At 71.3% G+C, this 15,267-nt stretch carries 11 protein-coding genes; 4 read left to right on the forward strand and 7 right to left on the reverse strand.

Annotated elements, in window-relative coordinates; all coding sequences use genetic code 11:
- Nucleotides 1-159: 159 nt before the first annotated feature.
- The 6 genes from mtnA to smc form a co-directional block, all read right to left on the reverse strand.
- Complete coding sequence (gene mtnA / locus U3649_RS13105) at nucleotides 160-1,218, reverse strand: S-methyl-5-thioribose-1-phosphate isomerase (protein ID WP_407351755.1); 1,059 nt, start codon at nucleotides 1,216-1,218, stop codon at nucleotides 160-162.
- Between the two features lie 262 nt (nucleotides 1,219-1,480).
- Entirely contained in the window at nucleotides 1,481-2,053 is a 573-nt protein-coding gene (locus tag U3649_RS13110; RefSeq protein WP_407351756.1) for a DUF3011 domain-containing protein, read from the reverse strand.
- Nucleotides 2,054-2,153: 100 nt separating this feature from the next.
- Complete coding sequence (gene epmA, locus U3649_RS13115; RefSeq protein ID WP_407354620.1) at nucleotides 2,154-3,140, reverse strand: EF-P lysine aminoacylase EpmA; 987 nt, start codon at nucleotides 3,138-3,140, stop codon at nucleotides 2,154-2,156.
- A 32-nt stretch (nucleotides 3,141-3,172) separates the two neighbouring features.
- The gene (ligA, locus tag U3649_RS13120) at nucleotides 3,173-5,515 is read right to left on the reverse strand and encodes an NAD-dependent DNA ligase LigA (protein WP_407351757.1); all 2,343 of its coding nucleotides are present in this window, start codon (nucleotides 5,513-5,515) and stop codon (nucleotides 3,173-3,175) included.
- A 593-nt stretch (nucleotides 5,516-6,108) separates the two neighbouring features.
- Nucleotides 6,109-6,852 (reverse strand): cell division protein ZipA, encoded by a 744-nt coding sequence (zipA, locus tag U3649_RS13125; RefSeq protein ID WP_407351758.1) that lies wholly within the window; start codon nucleotides 6,850-6,852, stop codon nucleotides 6,109-6,111.
- Nucleotides 6,853-6,916: 64 nt separating this feature from the next.
- The gene (gene smc, locus U3649_RS13130; protein WP_407351759.1) at nucleotides 6,917-10,420 is read right to left on the reverse strand and encodes a chromosome segregation protein SMC; all 3,504 of its coding nucleotides are present in this window, start codon (nucleotides 10,418-10,420) and stop codon (nucleotides 6,917-6,919) included.
- A 391-nt stretch (nucleotides 10,421-10,811) separates the two neighbouring features.
- Between smc and U3649_RS13135 the strand changes: the two genes are divergently transcribed.
- The 3 genes from U3649_RS13135 to U3649_RS13145 all read left to right on the forward strand — a co-directional run bounded on the left by U3649_RS13135 (nucleotide 10,812) and on the right by U3649_RS13145 (nucleotide 13,666).
- Entirely contained in the window at nucleotides 10,812-12,689 is a 1,878-nt protein-coding gene (locus U3649_RS13135; protein ID WP_407351760.1) for an ABC transporter ATP-binding protein, read from the forward strand.
- A gap of 186 nt (nucleotides 12,690-12,875) precedes the next feature.
- Nucleotides 12,876-13,469 (forward strand): TlpA family protein disulfide reductase, encoded by a 594-nt coding sequence (locus tag U3649_RS13140; RefSeq protein ID WP_407351761.1) that lies wholly within the window; start codon nucleotides 12,876-12,878, stop codon nucleotides 13,467-13,469.
- Nucleotides 13,466-13,666: a hypothetical protein gene (locus U3649_RS13145; RefSeq protein ID WP_407351762.1), complete on the forward strand. Its 201-nt coding sequence runs from the start codon at nucleotides 13,466-13,468 to the stop codon at nucleotides 13,664-13,666. Before U3649_RS13140 ends, U3649_RS13145 begins: the two co-directional genes overlap by 4 nt.
- Before the next feature lie 48 nt (nucleotides 13,667-13,714).
- Here the strand turns inward: U3649_RS13145 and U3649_RS13150 are convergent, their stop codons facing one another.
- Nucleotides 13,715-14,260, reverse strand: coding sequence for a DUF488 family protein (locus U3649_RS13150; protein WP_407351763.1), 546 nt, complete (start codon nucleotides 14,258-14,260; stop codon nucleotides 13,715-13,717).
- Nucleotides 14,261-14,370: 110 nt separating this feature from the next.
- Here U3649_RS13150 and U3649_RS13155 point away from each other — a divergent pair, with 110 nt between their 5' ends.
- Complete coding sequence (locus U3649_RS13155) at nucleotides 14,371-15,165, forward strand: ferredoxin--NADP reductase (protein ID WP_407351764.1); 795 nt, start codon at nucleotides 14,371-14,373, stop codon at nucleotides 15,163-15,165.
- Nucleotides 15,166-15,267 lie beyond the last annotated feature (102 nt).

A 15,267-nucleotide genomic window follows, 5' to 3' on the forward strand; every position in this document is an offset into this window, starting at 1 on the left:
GTTCGCGCGAGCTTTTTCCTTCAGTAAAACAAAGACTTAGGCGCGGATCGCCACGGATGAACGCGGATGGGGCGAACTTGCCCGGAAAATGCCCCGCATTCGCGGACGGCAGGTCTCGGTTCGCGGTGGTGCGGCACGTTCATCCGCGGCCGAACCGTTTCATCCGCCGAACAGCGCCCGCATCGCCTCCGCGTCCGGGCGCTCGACGACGCCCTTCTCGGTGACGATCGCATCGATCAGGGCCGCCGGGGTGACGTCGAACACCGGATTCCAGGCCCTGACGCCGTCGGCGACGGTGCGGCTGCCGTTCATGCCGAGCAGCTCGCCCGGATCGCGTTCCTCGATCTCGATGGCGTCGCCCGAGGGCGTGGCCATGTCGACGGTCGACGACGGCGCCACCACCATCACCTTCTTGCCGTGGAAGCGCGCGGAGATCGCCAGCTGGTAGGTGCCGATCTTGTTGGCGACGTCACCGTTCGCGCAGATGCGGTCGGCGCCGACCACCACCCACTCGACCTCGCCGTTCCTCAGCAGGTGCGAGGCCGCGGAATCGGCAATCAGGGTGGCGTCGATGCCGTCCTGCTGCAGTTCCCACACGGTCAGGCGCGAGCCCTGCATCCACGGGCGGGTCTCGTCGGCGAACACCTTGCCGATCCGGCCCTGGGCGACGCCGGCGCGGATCACCCCGAGCGCGGTGCCGAAGCCGGCGGTGGCCAACGAACCCGTGTTGCAATGGGTGAGCACGCCGGAACCCGGCGAGATCAGCGCGGCGCCGAGCTCGCCCATGCGGCGGTTGGCAGCCAGGTCCTCGGTCTCGATCGCTTGCGCTTCGCGCTCCAGCGCGGCGCGCCAGTCGCCGTCGGCGACCAGCAGCGCCGCGCGCATGCGCGCGAGCGCCCAGGCCAGGTTCACCGCGGTGGGACGCGCGGCATTGAGCCGCTGCAGCGCCGGTGCCAACGCCGCCGCTGCGGCGGTGCCGTCTGCCGCCTCGACGGCGCGCGCCGCCAGCACCACGCCCCAGGCGGCGGCGATGCCGATCGCCGGCGCGCCGCGCACCACCAGTTCGCGGATCGCGGTCGCGACCTCGTCGCTGTCTTCGCAGCGCACGTACTCTTCGGCGAACGGCAGCTTGCGCTGGTCGAGCAGTTCCAGCGCCTCGCCGTTCCAGCGGATCGGGCGGATGCGGTCGTAGCGGGCGTAGTCGATGGCGTCGGTCATCGTGGAAGTCTAGGGCTTGTCGATATGGGCCGGACAGGTGCGTGGAAGTGCGTTTTCGAGAACCCCGGTCGGTGCCGGTGCCAGCGTCCATGGATCCCCGCCCGCGCGGGGATGACCCACATCGTCGTTCCCGCGTAGGCGGGAACCAGGGCCGTCAATCGACACCCTCGGTACAGGCCATCGTCCCCGTCGCCGGCCAGGGAGCCCGTGCCCGGATGCTGCCGTGGGAAAGCAGTGCCACCAGCCGCCGCACCAGATGCGATCAACGCACCCGGAACTCCGCACGGCAACCGCCGTCGACCCAGATGCCGCCGCGGTCCCAGCCCCAGTTCTGGCGCTGTACGCAGCGCGTGCCGGACAGCTGGCGCACCAGTTGCACGTCACGGTCGACGACGGCGTTGCAGCGGCGGTGGCGGTTGTTCTTCGACTCGCAACGCACGATCTGTTCGCCGTCGGCGCCCGGTCCGTGTCCCGGACGGCCGGGGCGTCCCGGGTACGATCCGCCCGCCCCGGTGACGAATTCGGCGCGGCACCCCTGCGACACCCAGACGCCGCGTCCGTCGTAACCCCAGCTGCTGCCCTGGATGCACTGCGCCGACGACAGCTGGCGCCCGATGCGGACGCCGCCACGGGTACTCGCCGGGCAGTACTGGCGCCGGTTGTCGCGCGACTCGCAGCGCAGCGTGCCGCCCTGTCCGTAGCCGGGCTCGCGGCCGTAGCCCGGGTATCCGTGGCCGCCGCCGTATCCACCGTAACCGTAGCCATCGCCATAGGCCATGCAGCCCGTGCCGCCGAGCGCCAACGCGAGTGCCGCAATCCGCAAGGTGCTGTTCATGGGCATACCTCCTCTGTCCGATGTCCGAATCTAATCTAATCGGTGTTCATGAACGAAGACATGCGCAGGCGCCGCACGCCGGCGCGCGATGCCGGGCCGTTCAGGCGCGTGAGAACTCGAACGACAACGTCTCGGCGATCCGACTGGTGTCCAGCAATGCCATCAGCAGTCGATCGACGCCGAGCGCCACCCCGGCGCAGTCGGGCAGGCCATGTTGCAACGCAGCGAGCAAGCGCGCGTCGATGGCGGGCTGCGGCAGCCCACGTGCCGCGCGTGTCGCCAATTCGTGTTCGAACCTGCGTCGCTGTTCACCCGCGTCGGCGAGTTCGTGATAGCCGTTGGCCAGTTCCAGCGGCCCCAGGTACAGCTCGAAGCGCTCGGCCACCGGCGCCGGATCGGCATCGCCGTCGTCCTCGCGCACTCGCGCGAGCATGCACTGCGAGGCGGGATAGTCGTGCACGACGAGGATCGCGTCCGCCGGCAGCTGCGGCTGGATCCGGTGCGTCATCAGCAGGTCGAGCCAGTCGTCGCGCTGCAGGCCGGCCGGGTCGATCTCCAGATCGCCGAGTGCGGCGCGCAATTCCCGCTCGTCGGCCCGCATCGGGTCGACGCCCGCGCGCGCGCGGTAGAGCGCGCGATAGCTCGTGCGTTCCACCGTCGCCCGTCGTCCCGCGAGCGAAAGCGCCGCCTGCACCAGCGCCACCGCCTCTTCGGCCAGCCGCAGGTGATCCCAGCCCACCCGGTACCACTCGAGCATGGTGAACTCGGGATTGTGGCGGCCGCCGGCCTCGCCGTCGCGGAACACGCGACCCAGCTCGTAGCAGTCGCCGGCTCCGGCCGCCAGCAGCCGCTTGAGCGGGTACTCCGGCGAAGTGCGCAGCCAGCGCCGGCGCGGCCCGGCGTCGACGTGGCCATTGAAGTCGAGTGCGAACGAAGCGATGTTCGGCTCGCTGTTGCCGGCCTGCGACAGGATCGGCGTCTCCACCTCGAGCACGCCGCGCTCGGCGAAGAAGACGCGGATGGCCGCGTTGAGGCGGGCACGCAGGCGCAGGGCCTCGAGCGTCGCCGAGGGGCGCCAGTCGCCCACGTCGCGCTCCGGCGCAGCCGCGCGACGCGACGTCACGCGTGCGCTTCCAGGAACGCGACCAGCCGCGCCTCGTCCCAGACTTCGATGCCGAGTTCCTCGGCCTTCGCCAGCTTGGAGCCGGCCGATTCGCCGGCGACCACGAAGCTGGTCTTCTTCGACACGCTGCCGGCGGCCTTGGCGCCCAGCGCCTCCAGCCGCTCCTTCGCCTCGTCGCGGGTCATCGATTCCAGGCTGCCGGTGAGCACGACGGTCTGCCCGTCGAGCGGGCCGGCCGCGGCGGAGGCGCGCTCCGGCAGCCGCTTCGCCAGCGCCTGCTGCGCCTTGGCCGACGCCAGGAACAGCGCCGCGTTCGCATCGTCGGCGAACCACGCCACCAGCGAATCGGCCGCCTCGGCAGGCAGCCCCGCCGCCACGTGGTTGTGCGCCGCCGCCTTGCGCAGCGCACCGGCCGATGCGAACGCGGACGCGAGCTGCGCGGCGCGTACGGGCGTGATCTTCGGGATCTCCAGGTCGACCAGCAGCGTCGCCAGGTCGAGTCCGTCGCGCAGCTTCGGCGATGGCGGGTGCGTATCGCCGATGCGCACGCCGCGCGCGAGCAGGTCGTCGATCACCTGCTGGTTGCCCGGCTGGTCGAGGAAATGTCCGATCGCGCGCGCGACTTCGCCGCCGATGTCGGGCACGCGCTTGAACAGCGGCCACGGCGTGCGCCGGATCAGTTCCAGGTCGCCGAACCAAGCCGCCAGCGCCTTGGCGGTACTCTCGCCGACGTGCTGGATGCCGAGCGCGAACAGGAACCGCGCCAGCGTGGCGTCGCGGCTGCGGTCGATCGCCGCGACCAGGTTCTCGGCCCACTTGGTCGCCACCTTGCCGGCCTTCACCGTTTCCGGCGTGGTGCCGCCGCGCTCGTCGGAGCGGCGCTTCATCTCCAGCAGGTCGTCGAGCGTGAGGCGGTAGAGGTCGGCCACGGACCCCAGGTAGCCGAAGTCCGACAGGTCCTCGATGTAGCGCTCGCCCAGGCCGTCGATGTCCATCGCCCGGCGCGAGGCGAAGTGGCGGATCGCCTCCTTGCGCTGCGCCGGGCAGCTGAGCTCGCCGGAACAGCGCCAGACCACCCCGCCCTCCTCGCGCACGATCTCCGAACCGCATTCCGGGCACGTCGCCGGCATCGTCCACGGCTGCGCCGAGGGCGGCCGGTGCTCCGGGATCACCGACAGCACCTCCGGGATCACGTCGCCGGCGCGGCGCACGATCACGGTGTCGCCGACGCGCACGTCCAGCCGCGCGATCTGGTCGGCGTTGTGCAGGGTGGCATTGGTGACGTTGACGCCCGCCACCTGCACCTCGCGCAGGCGCGCGACCGGCGTGGCCGCCCCGGTACGGCCGATCTGGATCTCGATCGCCTCCACCACCGTCGACTGTTCCTGCGCCGGGTACTTGTGCGCCAGTGCCCAGCGCGGCGCGCGCGAGACGAAGCCCATCTCGCGCTGGCCACGCACGTCGTCGAGCTTGTAGACCACGCCGTCGATGTCGAACGGCAGCGCGTCGCGGCGCTCGCCGATGCGGCGGTAGTAGTCGAGCAGCCCGTCGGCGCCGCGGACCACCTCGGCCAGCGCGCTGACCGGGAATCCCCATTGGCGCAGCTTCTCCAGCACTTTCGAGTGGGTGTCCGGCAGCGGCGCCCCCTCCACCAGGCCTGCGCCGTAGGCGAAGAAGCTGAGCGGACGCTGCGCGGTGATGCGGGGATCGAGCTGGCGCAGAGAGCCGGCCGCGCCGTTGCGCGGATTGGCCAGCACCTTGCCGCCGGTCTCGCGCATCCGGGCGTTGTAGGTTTCGAAGTCGGCGCGCGGCATGTAGACCTCGCCGCGGACCTCCAGCACCTTCGGCCAGCCCCTGCCGCGCAGCTTCAGCGGGATCGCCCGCACGGTGCGCAGGTTGGCGGTGACGTCCTCGCCGGTGGCGCCGTCGCCGCGGGTGGCGCCCTGCACGAACGCGCCGTCCTCGTAGCGCAGGCTGATCGCCAGGCCGTCGAGCTTGGGCTCGGCCGAGAACACCGGCTCGTCGCGCTCCAGGCGCTCGGCGATGCGCCGCACGAAGTCGCGCACCTCCTGTTCCTCGAAGGCGTTGCCCAGCGACAGCATCGGCACCGCGTGCCGGACCTCGGCGAACTTCGACGACGGCGCGGCGCCGACGCGGCGGGTCGGCGAGTCCTCGCTGGCCAGTTCCGGGTGTTCCGCCTCCAGCGCCTCGAGTTCGCGCATCAGCGCGTCGTACTTGGCGTCCGGAATGCGCGGCTCGTCGAGCACGTGGTAGCGGTAGTTGGCGTCGTCGATCTGGCGGCGCAGTTCGGCGGCGCGGGCGGCTGGCTTCGCAGGCATCGGCGAATTCTAACCCCCGGGTACCGGCGCGATGTCGGCTGTCGCCATGGTGGCGTTCTGCGGCAGTGGAACCATCAACCCGACGCGGCACACCGAAGCACCGACCAAACGCCTGGCGCGGCTCGCACGTGTTCGATCGGAGGCGGGACGTGAGAAACGGTCTGTTCGTGGGCTCCGGAACCAGCGGCGTCCGGGCCGGGGAATGCTCCCCGGCTCGGTCGGGCCATCCATGGCCCGACTCGCCGCCGCAGACCATCCATGGTCTGCTGTCCGCATCCCCCGGCCCGGACGCCGCGTCGGCAATTCGCTTTCGGATGCTCGGCAGCCAATTCCTCCGAAGCCGACCAATGCTGAAGCGGGCGCCGTGCCGGGGGTATTGCGGAGAGCAGGCCATGGATGGCCTGCGGCCCTGAGTCCGGCCATGGATGGCCGGACCGAAGGGCGCAGCAATACCCCCGGTGCGGCGACCGCCCGCGCGGTCAACCGAGGACGCTCGTCGAAAGCACCAGCTGCCGAAGTGGCTATTCGTTCGCGCCGCCCCGTGGCGACGGTGATGCCTTGTGGCAACGGACGGTATTGCTCGGCGCGGCGCGCTACCAGCGGGGGCTGCGGGTGATCGGCGGGGCCTCGTGCTGGCGGTCGTAGGCGCGCAGTTCGTCGCGCAGGTGGGCGATGCGCTGGCGGCCGAGGGCGTTGCGCTGCTCGTCCAGCAGCACGCCGTCGAGCAGCTCGGCCATGCGCTGCGCGGTCGGCTGCATCGCGTCCCAGGCGTCGAGCGCGCTGACCGGCGCCGGCAACGTCAGGAAGAACGCGATCGCCGGCGTTTCCAGCGACTGGATCTCCGACATCTCGAAGCTCCCGGGCTTGCGGATGTTGGCGACGCTGAAGATCGGCCCGCGCTCGGGGTGCCCCTCCACCAGCCGGTGGAACACGTTCATGTGGCCGTAGGTCAGCCCCGCCTTCTCAGCGGCGACCACGATGTCCGGGCCGCGCAGCACCTGGCCGGCGCGCGCGGCGATGTACAGCGTCACGATCTTGTCGAAGTCCTCGCTCACGCGGCGGCCGAGATCGGCGTTCGGGCTGGCCGGCTCGCCGACGGCATCGTCGAACAGCTCCATCTCGGCCTGTACGGCCTCCTCGCCGGGCACAGCGGACCCCGCCAGTTCCTCCTCGAGCTGTGCGCCCAACGTCGGCTCGGTGCGCTCGCCGCGCTGCTCGGTCTTCAGCCGGCGGCCCTGCGAGTTCTGCCGCGGACGGGTGCCGAAGTACCAGATGGCGGCGAGCAGGAACGCGCCCGCCACCAGGATCCAGATCTGTAGCAGCCACTCGTCCGACATCGTCCTCTCCTCGCGGTGAATGGGCGGCCGGCCACCGCAGGCAACGAAGGCGCGGCCGGCACGGCTAGGCGGCCCCCGCCAGCCGCGCCGCCTCGGCCAGGTCGACCGACACCAGGCGGCTGACGCCGGGCTCGCGCATGGTAACGCCCGACAGCTGCTGTGCGGCCTCCATGGTCGCCTTGTTGTGGGTGACGAACAGGAACTGCACCTGCTCGCTCATCTCCAGCACCATGGTGGTGAAGCGGCCGACGTTGGCCTCGTCCAGCGGCGCGTCGACCTCGTCGAGCAGGCAGAACGGGGCCGGATTGAGGCGGAAGATCGCGAACACCAGCGCCACCGCGGTCATCGCCTTCTCGCCGCCGGACAGCAGCGAGATGCTGGACACGCGCTTGCCGGGCGGACGCGCCATGATCGTCACGCCGGTGTCGAGCAGGTCCTCGCCGGTCAGCTCGAGATAGGCGTGGCCGCCGCCGAACAGGCGCGGATAGAGCTCCTGCACGCCGGAGTTGACCCGGTCGAAGGTGTCCTTGAAGCGGCCGCGGGTCTCGCGGTCGATCTTGCGGATCGCGTCCTCCAGGGTCTCCAGCGCGGCGGTCAGGTCGGCGTCCTGGCGGTCCAGGTACTCCTTGCGCTCGGCGGCCTCGGCATGCTCCTGGATCGCGGCCAGGTTGACCGGCTCCAGCCGCCGCAGCTTGGCGTCGAAGTCGGTGACGGTCTTTTCCCAGTCCGCGACGTCGGCCTCGGCCGGCAGGCCGTTCAGCACGTCCTCGAGCACGATGCCGCCCTCGGCGACCGCGGCGGCGAGCTGCTCGGTGCGGATCACCAGCGCCTGCTGGTCCAGCCGGCGCTGCGAGATCGCCTCGCGCTGCGCCAGCGCCTGCTCGTCGCGCTGCTGGCGGACCTGTTCGTAGCCGCGCAGCTCGTTCTCCACGCCCTCCAGCGCCGCGCGCGCCGCGTTGAGCGCGTTGTCGGCCAGCACGCGCTGCTCCAGCGCGGCCTGGCGCTCGGCCTCCAGCCCGTGCACCGGGGCGTCGCCCTCGGCGAGCTGGGCGTTAATCTGCTCGAGCCGGCTGTCGAGCTGCCCGCGCTGCCCGCCCATGCGCTCCAGCGCCTGGGTCAACGCCGCGGCCTGGGTGCGCTGCGATTCCAGGGTCAGCGCCAGCGCGTGCGCGGCATCGCGCGAGGCGCGGGCGGCGTCGCGGGCGGCATCGCGGGCCTCGGCCAGCCTGCGGCGCTCGGCGTCCAGCGCCTGGCGGGTCTGTTCCAGCTCCGCCATGGCGGCCACGGCGTCTTCCAGCCGCGCGCGCGACGCGCGCGCCTGCTGGCCGCTGCCGTCGATGGTCTCGTGCAGCTGCGCGAGCTCGGCGTCGATCTTCTCGATGCGGTTGCGGGCCGAATCCAGCCGGCCCTGCTGGCTCTGCAACTGGCCGGCGAGCTCCGACACGCCGCGGTGCGCCATGTACAGCGCGCGCTGCGCGTCCTCGCGCTGCTGCTCGGCCGCGAGCAGGCGGTCGCGGCGCGCGGTCGCCGCCTCCTCCAGTTCTGCCTCGCGTTCCTGCAGGGCCTCGATCTCGGCGCGCAGCGCCTGGATCTCGCGCTCGCGCAGCAGCGCACCCTGCTTGGCCGCGCCCGAGCGCAGCACCCGGACCCAGCCGGCGCCGAGGCGCTCGCCGTTGCGGGTGATGACCGAATCGCCGGCCTCCAGCCGCGCCTGCAGCGCGCGCGCCTCGTCCAGCGACTCGGCCACGTGCAGCCGCGCCAGCAGCCGGCGGATCGCCAGCGGGCCCCGCACCTTCGCCGCCAGCGAGGTCGGCGCGAACGCGTCCTCGCCCTGCGCCGCCGCCACCAGCGCCAGGCGGCCCTCGCCGAGGTCGCCCAGGGCGCCCACCAGCGCCTGCGGGTCGTCGACCAGCACGCCCTCGATCAGCTGCCCGAGCGCGCTTTCGACCGCGTTCTCCCAGCCGGACTCGACCTGCAGGCGCTCGCCCACGCGCGCGGCCGAATCCAGGCCCTGCCGGCGCAGCCACTCGACCGCGGCGCCCTGCTCCTGGCCGAGCGCGGCATGCTGCAGCGCCTCCAGCGAAGACAGGCGCCCGCGCGCCTCCTGGGCGCGCTTGCGGACCTCGGAAATCTCGTTCTGCGCGCCGCGCTGCTCGTCCTGCAGCGCCAGCGCCGCCTGCTTGCGCGCCTCGAGGCCCTCGGCGAGGGTCTCCAGCCCGGCCTTCTGCTCGTCATGCTGCGCCTGCACGCCCTCGAACGCCGCGGCCAGCGCGTCCAGGTCCAGGCCGGCGCGCTCGGCGGTCAGCTGCTCGCGGCGGCGGTCCGCTTCCAGCGACTGCCGGTCCAGATAATCGACGCGGGTGCGCTCGACATCAGCCCCACGCGCGGCCTCGGCGCTCTCGCGGCTGTGCGCGTCCCAGCGCTGCTGCCAGTCGGCCAGCGCGGTTTCGGCGTCGCGCAGGGCCTCCTGCCGTGCCTCGTCCTCGGCGCGCAGCTGTTGCAGTCGCGGCTCGTCCTCGACGATCGCGGCCTGCAGCGATTCCAGGCGCGCCTGGTCGCCGCTGATGTGCTCGCCGATCTCCGACAGCGCGCTCTGCGCCTCCTCGTGCGCCCTGCGCAGGCGCTCGCCGAGGTCGCGCTGGTGGGCGATCTGCTGCTCGATGCGGGCCAGGGTGCCGCCGACCTCGTAGACGCCGGCCTGCGCCTTGTTCAGCGCCTCGCTCGCCTCCTGCTGGCGCACGCGGCCGGTCTCGATCTGGCGCTCGGCCTCGCGCTGCTCGGCGATCAGCTGCTGCAGCCGGGTCTCCTCCTGCGACAGGCCCTCGCGCAGCGCCTGCAGCTGCGCGTCGACGCCGCGGTACTCGAGCGCCTTCCACTCGGCGTCGCGGACCTTGCGTTCGGCCTGGATCGCGGTGTACTGCTCGGCCTGCCGCGCCTGGCGCCGCAGGTGTTCGAGCTGCTTGCCGACCTCCTCGCGCAGGTCGTTGAGGCGGTCGAGGTTCTCGCGGGTGTGGCGGATGCGGGTCTCGGTCTCCTTGCGCCGCTCCTTGTACTTGGAGATGCCGGCGGCCTCCTCCAGGTAGATGCGCAGGTCCTCGGGCCGGGCGTCGATGATCTGGCTGATCATGCCCTGCTCGATGATCGAGTAGCTGCGCGGGCCCAGGCCGGTGCCGAGGAACAGGTCGGTGATGTCGCGGCGGCGGCAGCGGGTGCCGTTGAGGTAATAGGTGCTCTGGCCGTCGCGGCTGACCGTGCGCTTGACCGAGATCTCGTTGAACGCCGCGTACTCGCCGCTGATGGTGTGGTCGGAGTTGTCGAAGATCAGCTCCACCATGGCCTGCGAGACCGGCTTGCGCGCGGTGGAGCCGGAGAAGATCACGTCGGTCAGCGAATCGCCGCGCAGCCGGCTGGCGGTGCTCTCGCCCATCACCCAGCGCACCGCGTCGATGATGTTGGACTTGCCGCAGCCGTTCGGGCCGACCACGCCGGTCATGTTGGTCGGCAGGTGCAGCGTGGTGGGGTCGACGAAGGACTTGAATCCGGAGAGCTTGATCGTGGACAGGCGCATGCGGCGGTGGGGTGCCTCGGCGGGCCACGGCAGTCCGCGGCGGCGCATATGAGAAAAAGGATGAGTAGTGTCGTCTAACCGACTGAAGCATTAACAGGAACCGCGGCGAAGTGCCGCGGCCATCGGCGAGTATACCGGCCCGCCGCCGGCCCACGTAAGCCGCGGGCGCGGACCGGCGCTGTTCCCCCGCCGGCGGAGCGGACCCGCTCCAATGCGCACCCCTCATCCCGTAGAACCAAGCTTGCTCGGCTGCCCGGGCTCCGGAGCCCTCCTGTAGAGCCGAGCTTGCTCGGCTGCGCGGGCTCCGGAGCCGAAAGCAGCGGAGCGAGCTCCGCTCTACGGGAGTGGGTCCGCTCGCGTGGCTGCGGCTCGCAGCAGGCACAATCCGCCGATGCCCAGTTCCCCGCCGCCCGCCGCGGCATCCGCCAAGCGCCCGAACCCCAGCCTGCGCGAGCGCTTCCACGCGATGCGTAACCTGCCGCCGTTCCTCCGGCAGATCTGGGCCACCAGTCCGGCCCTGACCCTGACCAGCCTGGGCCTGCGCCTGGTGCGCGCGTTCCTGCCGATCCTGATGCTCTACATCGGCAAGCTGATCATCGACGAGGCGGTGCGCCTGGTCGGGCTGGGCCTGGCGTTCGAGTCGATGGGGACCGCGTGGCGCAGCGGCCAGCTGGATCACCTGCTGTGGCTGCTGGCGCTCGAGTTCGGCCTGGCGATCGTCTCCGACCTGCTCGGCCGCCTGGTCAGCTACGCCGACGCGCTGCTGTCGGAGCTGTTCACCAACGCCACCAGCATCCGCCTGATGGAGCACGCGGCGACGCTGGACCTGGAGGACTTCGAGGACCCCGAACTGCAGGACAAGCTCGACCGCGCCCGCCGCCAAACCATGGGCCGCATGAACCTGATGGGCCAGCTGTTCGGCCAGCTGCAGGACGCGATCACCGTGGTCAGCTTCGCCGTCGGCCTGCTGGTGTACGCGCCCTGGCTGATCCTGCTGCTGGCGGTCGCGCTGATCCCGGCCTTCGTCGGCGAGGCGCATTTCAACGCGATGAACTACTCGCTGAATTTCCAGTGGACGCCGGAGCGGCGGCAGCTGGAATACGTGCGCCAGACCGGGGCCAGCGTGGAGACGGCGAAAGAGGTCAAGATCTTCGACCTGCACCGGTTCCTGATCGGCCGCTACCGCGCCCTGGCCGACGGCTTCTACCGCGCCAATCGCGCGCTGGCGCGGCGGCGCGCGTTCTGGGGCGCGCTGCTGGCGGCGCTGGGCACGCTGGGCTACTACGTCGCCTACGCCTACATCGCCTGGCGCACGGTGCGCGGCGACTTCAGCATCGGCGACCTGACCTTCCTGGCCGGCAGCTTCCGGCGCCTGCGGCAGCTGCTGGAGGGGCTGCTGATCGGCTTCTCGCAGGTCGCCGGGCAGGCGCTGTACCTGGAGGACCTGTTCTCGTTCTTCGCGATCGAGCCGGAGATCCGGTCCCCGGAGCATCCGCTCCCGTTCCCGCAGCCGGTCGCCCGGGGCTTCGTGTTCGAGAACGTCGGCTTCCGCTATCCCGACGCCGAGCGCTGGGCGGTGCGCCACCTCGACTTCGAGCTGCGCGCCGGCGAGGTGCTGGCGCTGGTCGGCGAGAACGGCGCCGGCAAGACCACCCTGGTCAAGCTGCTGGCGCGGCTGTACGACCCCGACGAGGGCCGGATCCTGCTCGACGGCCGCGACCTGCGCGAGTACGACCTCGACGACCTGCGCGCCAACATCGGCGTGATCTTCCAGGACTTCGTGCGCTACCACCTCACCGCCGCCGAGAACATCGGCGTCGGCCGCATCGACGCCATGGACGACGACGCCCGCATCCGTGATGCCGCGCAGCGGGCGATGGCCGACGAGGTGATCGAGGCGCTTCCGCTGGGCTATGCGCAGCTGATCGGACGCCGTTTCCGCACCGGCGTCGACCTGTCCGGCGGGCAATGGCAGAAGATCGCCATCGCCCGCGCCTACATGCGCGACGCCCAGGTGATGATCCTCGACGAGCCCACCGCCGCGCTCGACGCGCGCAGCGAGTTCGAGGTGTTCAAGCGCTTCAAGGAGCTGTCGGAGCGGCGCACCGCGGTGTTGATCTCGCACCGGTTCTCCAGCGTGCGCATGGCCGACCGCATCCTGGTGCTGGAGGCCGGCATGATCGAGGCCAGCGGCACCCACGCCGAGCTGATGGCGCAGGGCGGCCGCTACGCCGAGCTGTTCGAGCTGCAGGCGGCCGGCTACCGCTGATCCGCCATGCCGCAGCGCGGCAACGACTGTGAAGCGGCGCACAGCCCGGCGATCGCGAACGCACCCGCTCGGTGCGTCCGCGCGGAACTGCGCAGCCGGTCATCCTTGCCGCATTGACGCGCCCGCCGGCCGGTCGATAGCTTCGCGGCATGGCGGCGCCGTTGCCGCGAATGGACGCCCGCCACCGTGCGCAAGCTCCCCGTCCTGCCGATCGCCCTGCTGCTCTCGCTCGCGCTGGTGGCGGTGCTGGCCTGGCAGAACCGCGAGCTGCGCACGCAGCGCGACTGGCTCGCCGAACGCGCCACGCGCCCCTACTACGGCATGTACGTCCCGGCCGTGCCGGTCGAAGGGCTGCGCGGCGAGGCGCTCACCCTGGGCGGCGTCTCCGGCGACTTCCAGGTGCTCTACTTCTTCACCCCGCAATGCCCCTACTGCCTGGCGTCGGCGCCGATGGTGCGGGCCCTTGCCGGGCGCCTTGAGGACGCGTTCGGCGAACGCGTGCAGATGATCGGGGTCGGCGATGCGGACGCCGGCCCGCTGGCCGGCTACGTGCGCGAGCACGGCTTCGATTTCCCGGTCGCGGCGGTCGCCGAGCGCCGCACGCTGATGCTGTTCCGCGGCAGCAGCGTGCCGCTGGTGCTGGTGATCGGCGCCGACGGCCGCGTGCTGCACTCGCATCTGGGCACCATCGACACCATGGACCAGGTCGGTTCGATCCTGGCCGCAATGCGTACGGACACGCCGCCTGCGGCCGCCATGCAAACGAGGAACACACCATGAAGCGTTCGAAGATTTCGTTGCGCAAGCTGCTGGTCGCGGTCGCCTTCGCCGGGGCCATGGGATTCGGTGCGATGCAGGCGGTCGCCAGCGGCACCGCCGAAAAGGCGCAGGCCAACTCCTGCAGCTGGGTCTGCGAGTCCGACTGCCCCGGCTTCGGCGGCAGCTACATCGCCGGCGTCTGCTACTGCTGCGGCTGACCCGCGCGGGCGTTACGGAGGCCCGCCGCCTGCGGGCCTCCGACCGCCTCAGAACAGCGAGGCCTGGTCGTCCGCGGGCGCGGAATAGTCCAGGCGCCCGTCGACGATCCGGGCCGCGGAGGTATACGGGTGCGGCTGCGTGCGCCCAGCCGCCAGCAGATGGATCACGTCCCAGCCACGGGTCTTGAAGTCGTCCGCGATCAGCCCGCGATGGCATTGCCACCAGACCGCCTCGGCGCACAGCACCGCCGTCCGCGACCGGATTGCCAGATCGCCCAGGCGTTCGCGGGCGGCTGCGTACTCCGGCGTGGCCATGTAGTCGGCGTAGCCGCGGAAGCCGGCATTGCGCCAGGCGGTGTTCGGCGAATCCGGCCGCGGCGGCCTGCGCCCGCCGAGTTCGGGCATCGGCACATAGGCCAGCCCCGATCGCGGCAGCGCCTGCGCCATCGCCGTCCCCGAGAACTGCGGGTGCCGCCGCGAGCCGGCGAAGCGGCGTACGTCGGCAACGGCTTCGATCCCGGCCGCCGTCAGCAGCGCGACAAACGTCTCCCAGTCACGGGTCGAATGGCCGACGGTCCAAAGCCTCGCGGTCATGGCCGCAGTGTGCCGCGTTCCGGTTGTTGCCGGCGTGACGTCGCAAAGATGAGAACCGGTCTCATCAATCCGGTACAATCTACGGCAGTCCGCTTGACGCCACCCCCCGCATGTCTGCTGCCTTTGGCACCGAAACGGTGCTGGACGTCCGTCACTGGACGGACGACTACTTCAGTTTCACCACCACCCGCGACGACGGTTTCCGGTTCGACAACGGCCAGTTCGTGATGATCGGCCTGGAAGTCGACGACAGGCCGCTGTTGCGCGCGTATTCGATCGCCAGCGCCAACTGGGAGGAGCAGTTGGAGTTCCTCAGCATCAAGGTGCCCGACGGCGCCCTGACCTCGCGCCTGCGCGCCGTCCGCCCCGGCGACCGCGTGCTGGTCGGCCGCAAGCCCACCGGCACGCTGCTGATCCACGACCTGCACCCGGGCCGCAACCTGTACCTGCTGGGGACCGGCACCGGGCTGGCGCCGTTCCTGGCGGTGCTCAAGGACCCGGAGACGTACGAGCGCTTCGAGCGGGTGATCCTGTGCCACGGCGTGCGCCGCCCCGGCGACCTGGCCTACCGCGACTACATCGTCAACGAACTGCCGCGGCACGAATTCCTGGGCGAGCAAATCAGGGCGCGGCTGCGCTACTACCCGGCCGTGACCCGCGAGGACTTCGTCTTCGACGGCCACGACCATCGCGGCCGCCTGACCGCACTGATGGAGGACGGACGGATGATGCGGCAGCTGGGGATCGAGCCGCTCGACCCGGCGCACGACCGCGCCATGATCTGCGGCGGCCCGCAGATGCTGGCCGACTTCCGCGCCCTGCTCGACGGCCGCGGCTTCGTCGCCGCACCGCGCATCGGGACGCCCGGGCAGTACGTGTTCGAGCGTGCCTTCGTCGAGAAGTAGCGCGGCGACCACCGTGCCCGCTTCCAGGACCCGGCGCCCCGACTCCGGCCGAGACGCCCGGCGCGACTGCTCGTAGAATCCGGACGTCACCTCGTGGAGTCG

The sequence above is a fragment of the Luteimonas sp. R10 genome (assembly GCF_045689605.1).
In the GTDB taxonomy this organism is placed as follows: Bacteria; Pseudomonadota; Gammaproteobacteria; order Xanthomonadales; family Xanthomonadaceae; genus Luteimonas.

What these genes read in the sequence shown, in the direction of transcription:
- U3649_RS13145 (WP_407351762.1), top strand. Translation starts at nt 13,466, where the DNA reads ATGAAGCGTTCGAAGATTTCGTTGCGCAAGCTGCTGGTCGCGGTCGCC.
- zipA (WP_407351758.1), bottom strand. Translation starts at nt 6,852, where the DNA reads ATGTCGGACGAGTGGCTGCTACAGATCTGGATCCTGGTGGCGGGCGCG.
- U3649_RS13150 (WP_407351763.1), bottom strand. Translation starts at nt 14,260, where the DNA reads ATGACCGCGAGGCTTTGGACCGTCGGCCATTCGACCCGTGACTGGGAG.
- U3649_RS13135 (WP_407351760.1), top strand. Translation starts at nt 10,812, where the DNA reads ATGCCCAGTTCCCCGCCGCCCGCCGCGGCATCCGCCAAGCGCCCGAAC.
- ligA (WP_407351757.1), bottom strand. Translation starts at nt 5,515, where the DNA reads ATGCCTGCGAAGCCAGCCGCCCGCGCCGCCGAACTGCGCCGCCAGATC.
- U3649_RS13110 (WP_407351756.1), bottom strand. Translation starts at nt 2,053, where the DNA reads ATGAACAGCACCTTGCGGATTGCGGCACTCGCGTTGGCGCTCGGCGGC.
- U3649_RS13155 (WP_407351764.1), top strand. Translation starts at nt 14,371, where the DNA reads ATGTCTGCTGCCTTTGGCACCGAAACGGTGCTGGACGTCCGTCACTGG.
- mtnA (WP_407351755.1), bottom strand. Translation starts at nt 1,218, where the DNA reads ATGACCGACGCCATCGACTACGCCCGCTACGACCGCATCCGCCCGATC.
- smc (WP_407351759.1), bottom strand. Translation starts at nt 10,420, where the DNA reads ATGCGCCTGTCCACGATCAAGCTCTCCGGATTCAAGTCCTTCGTCGAC.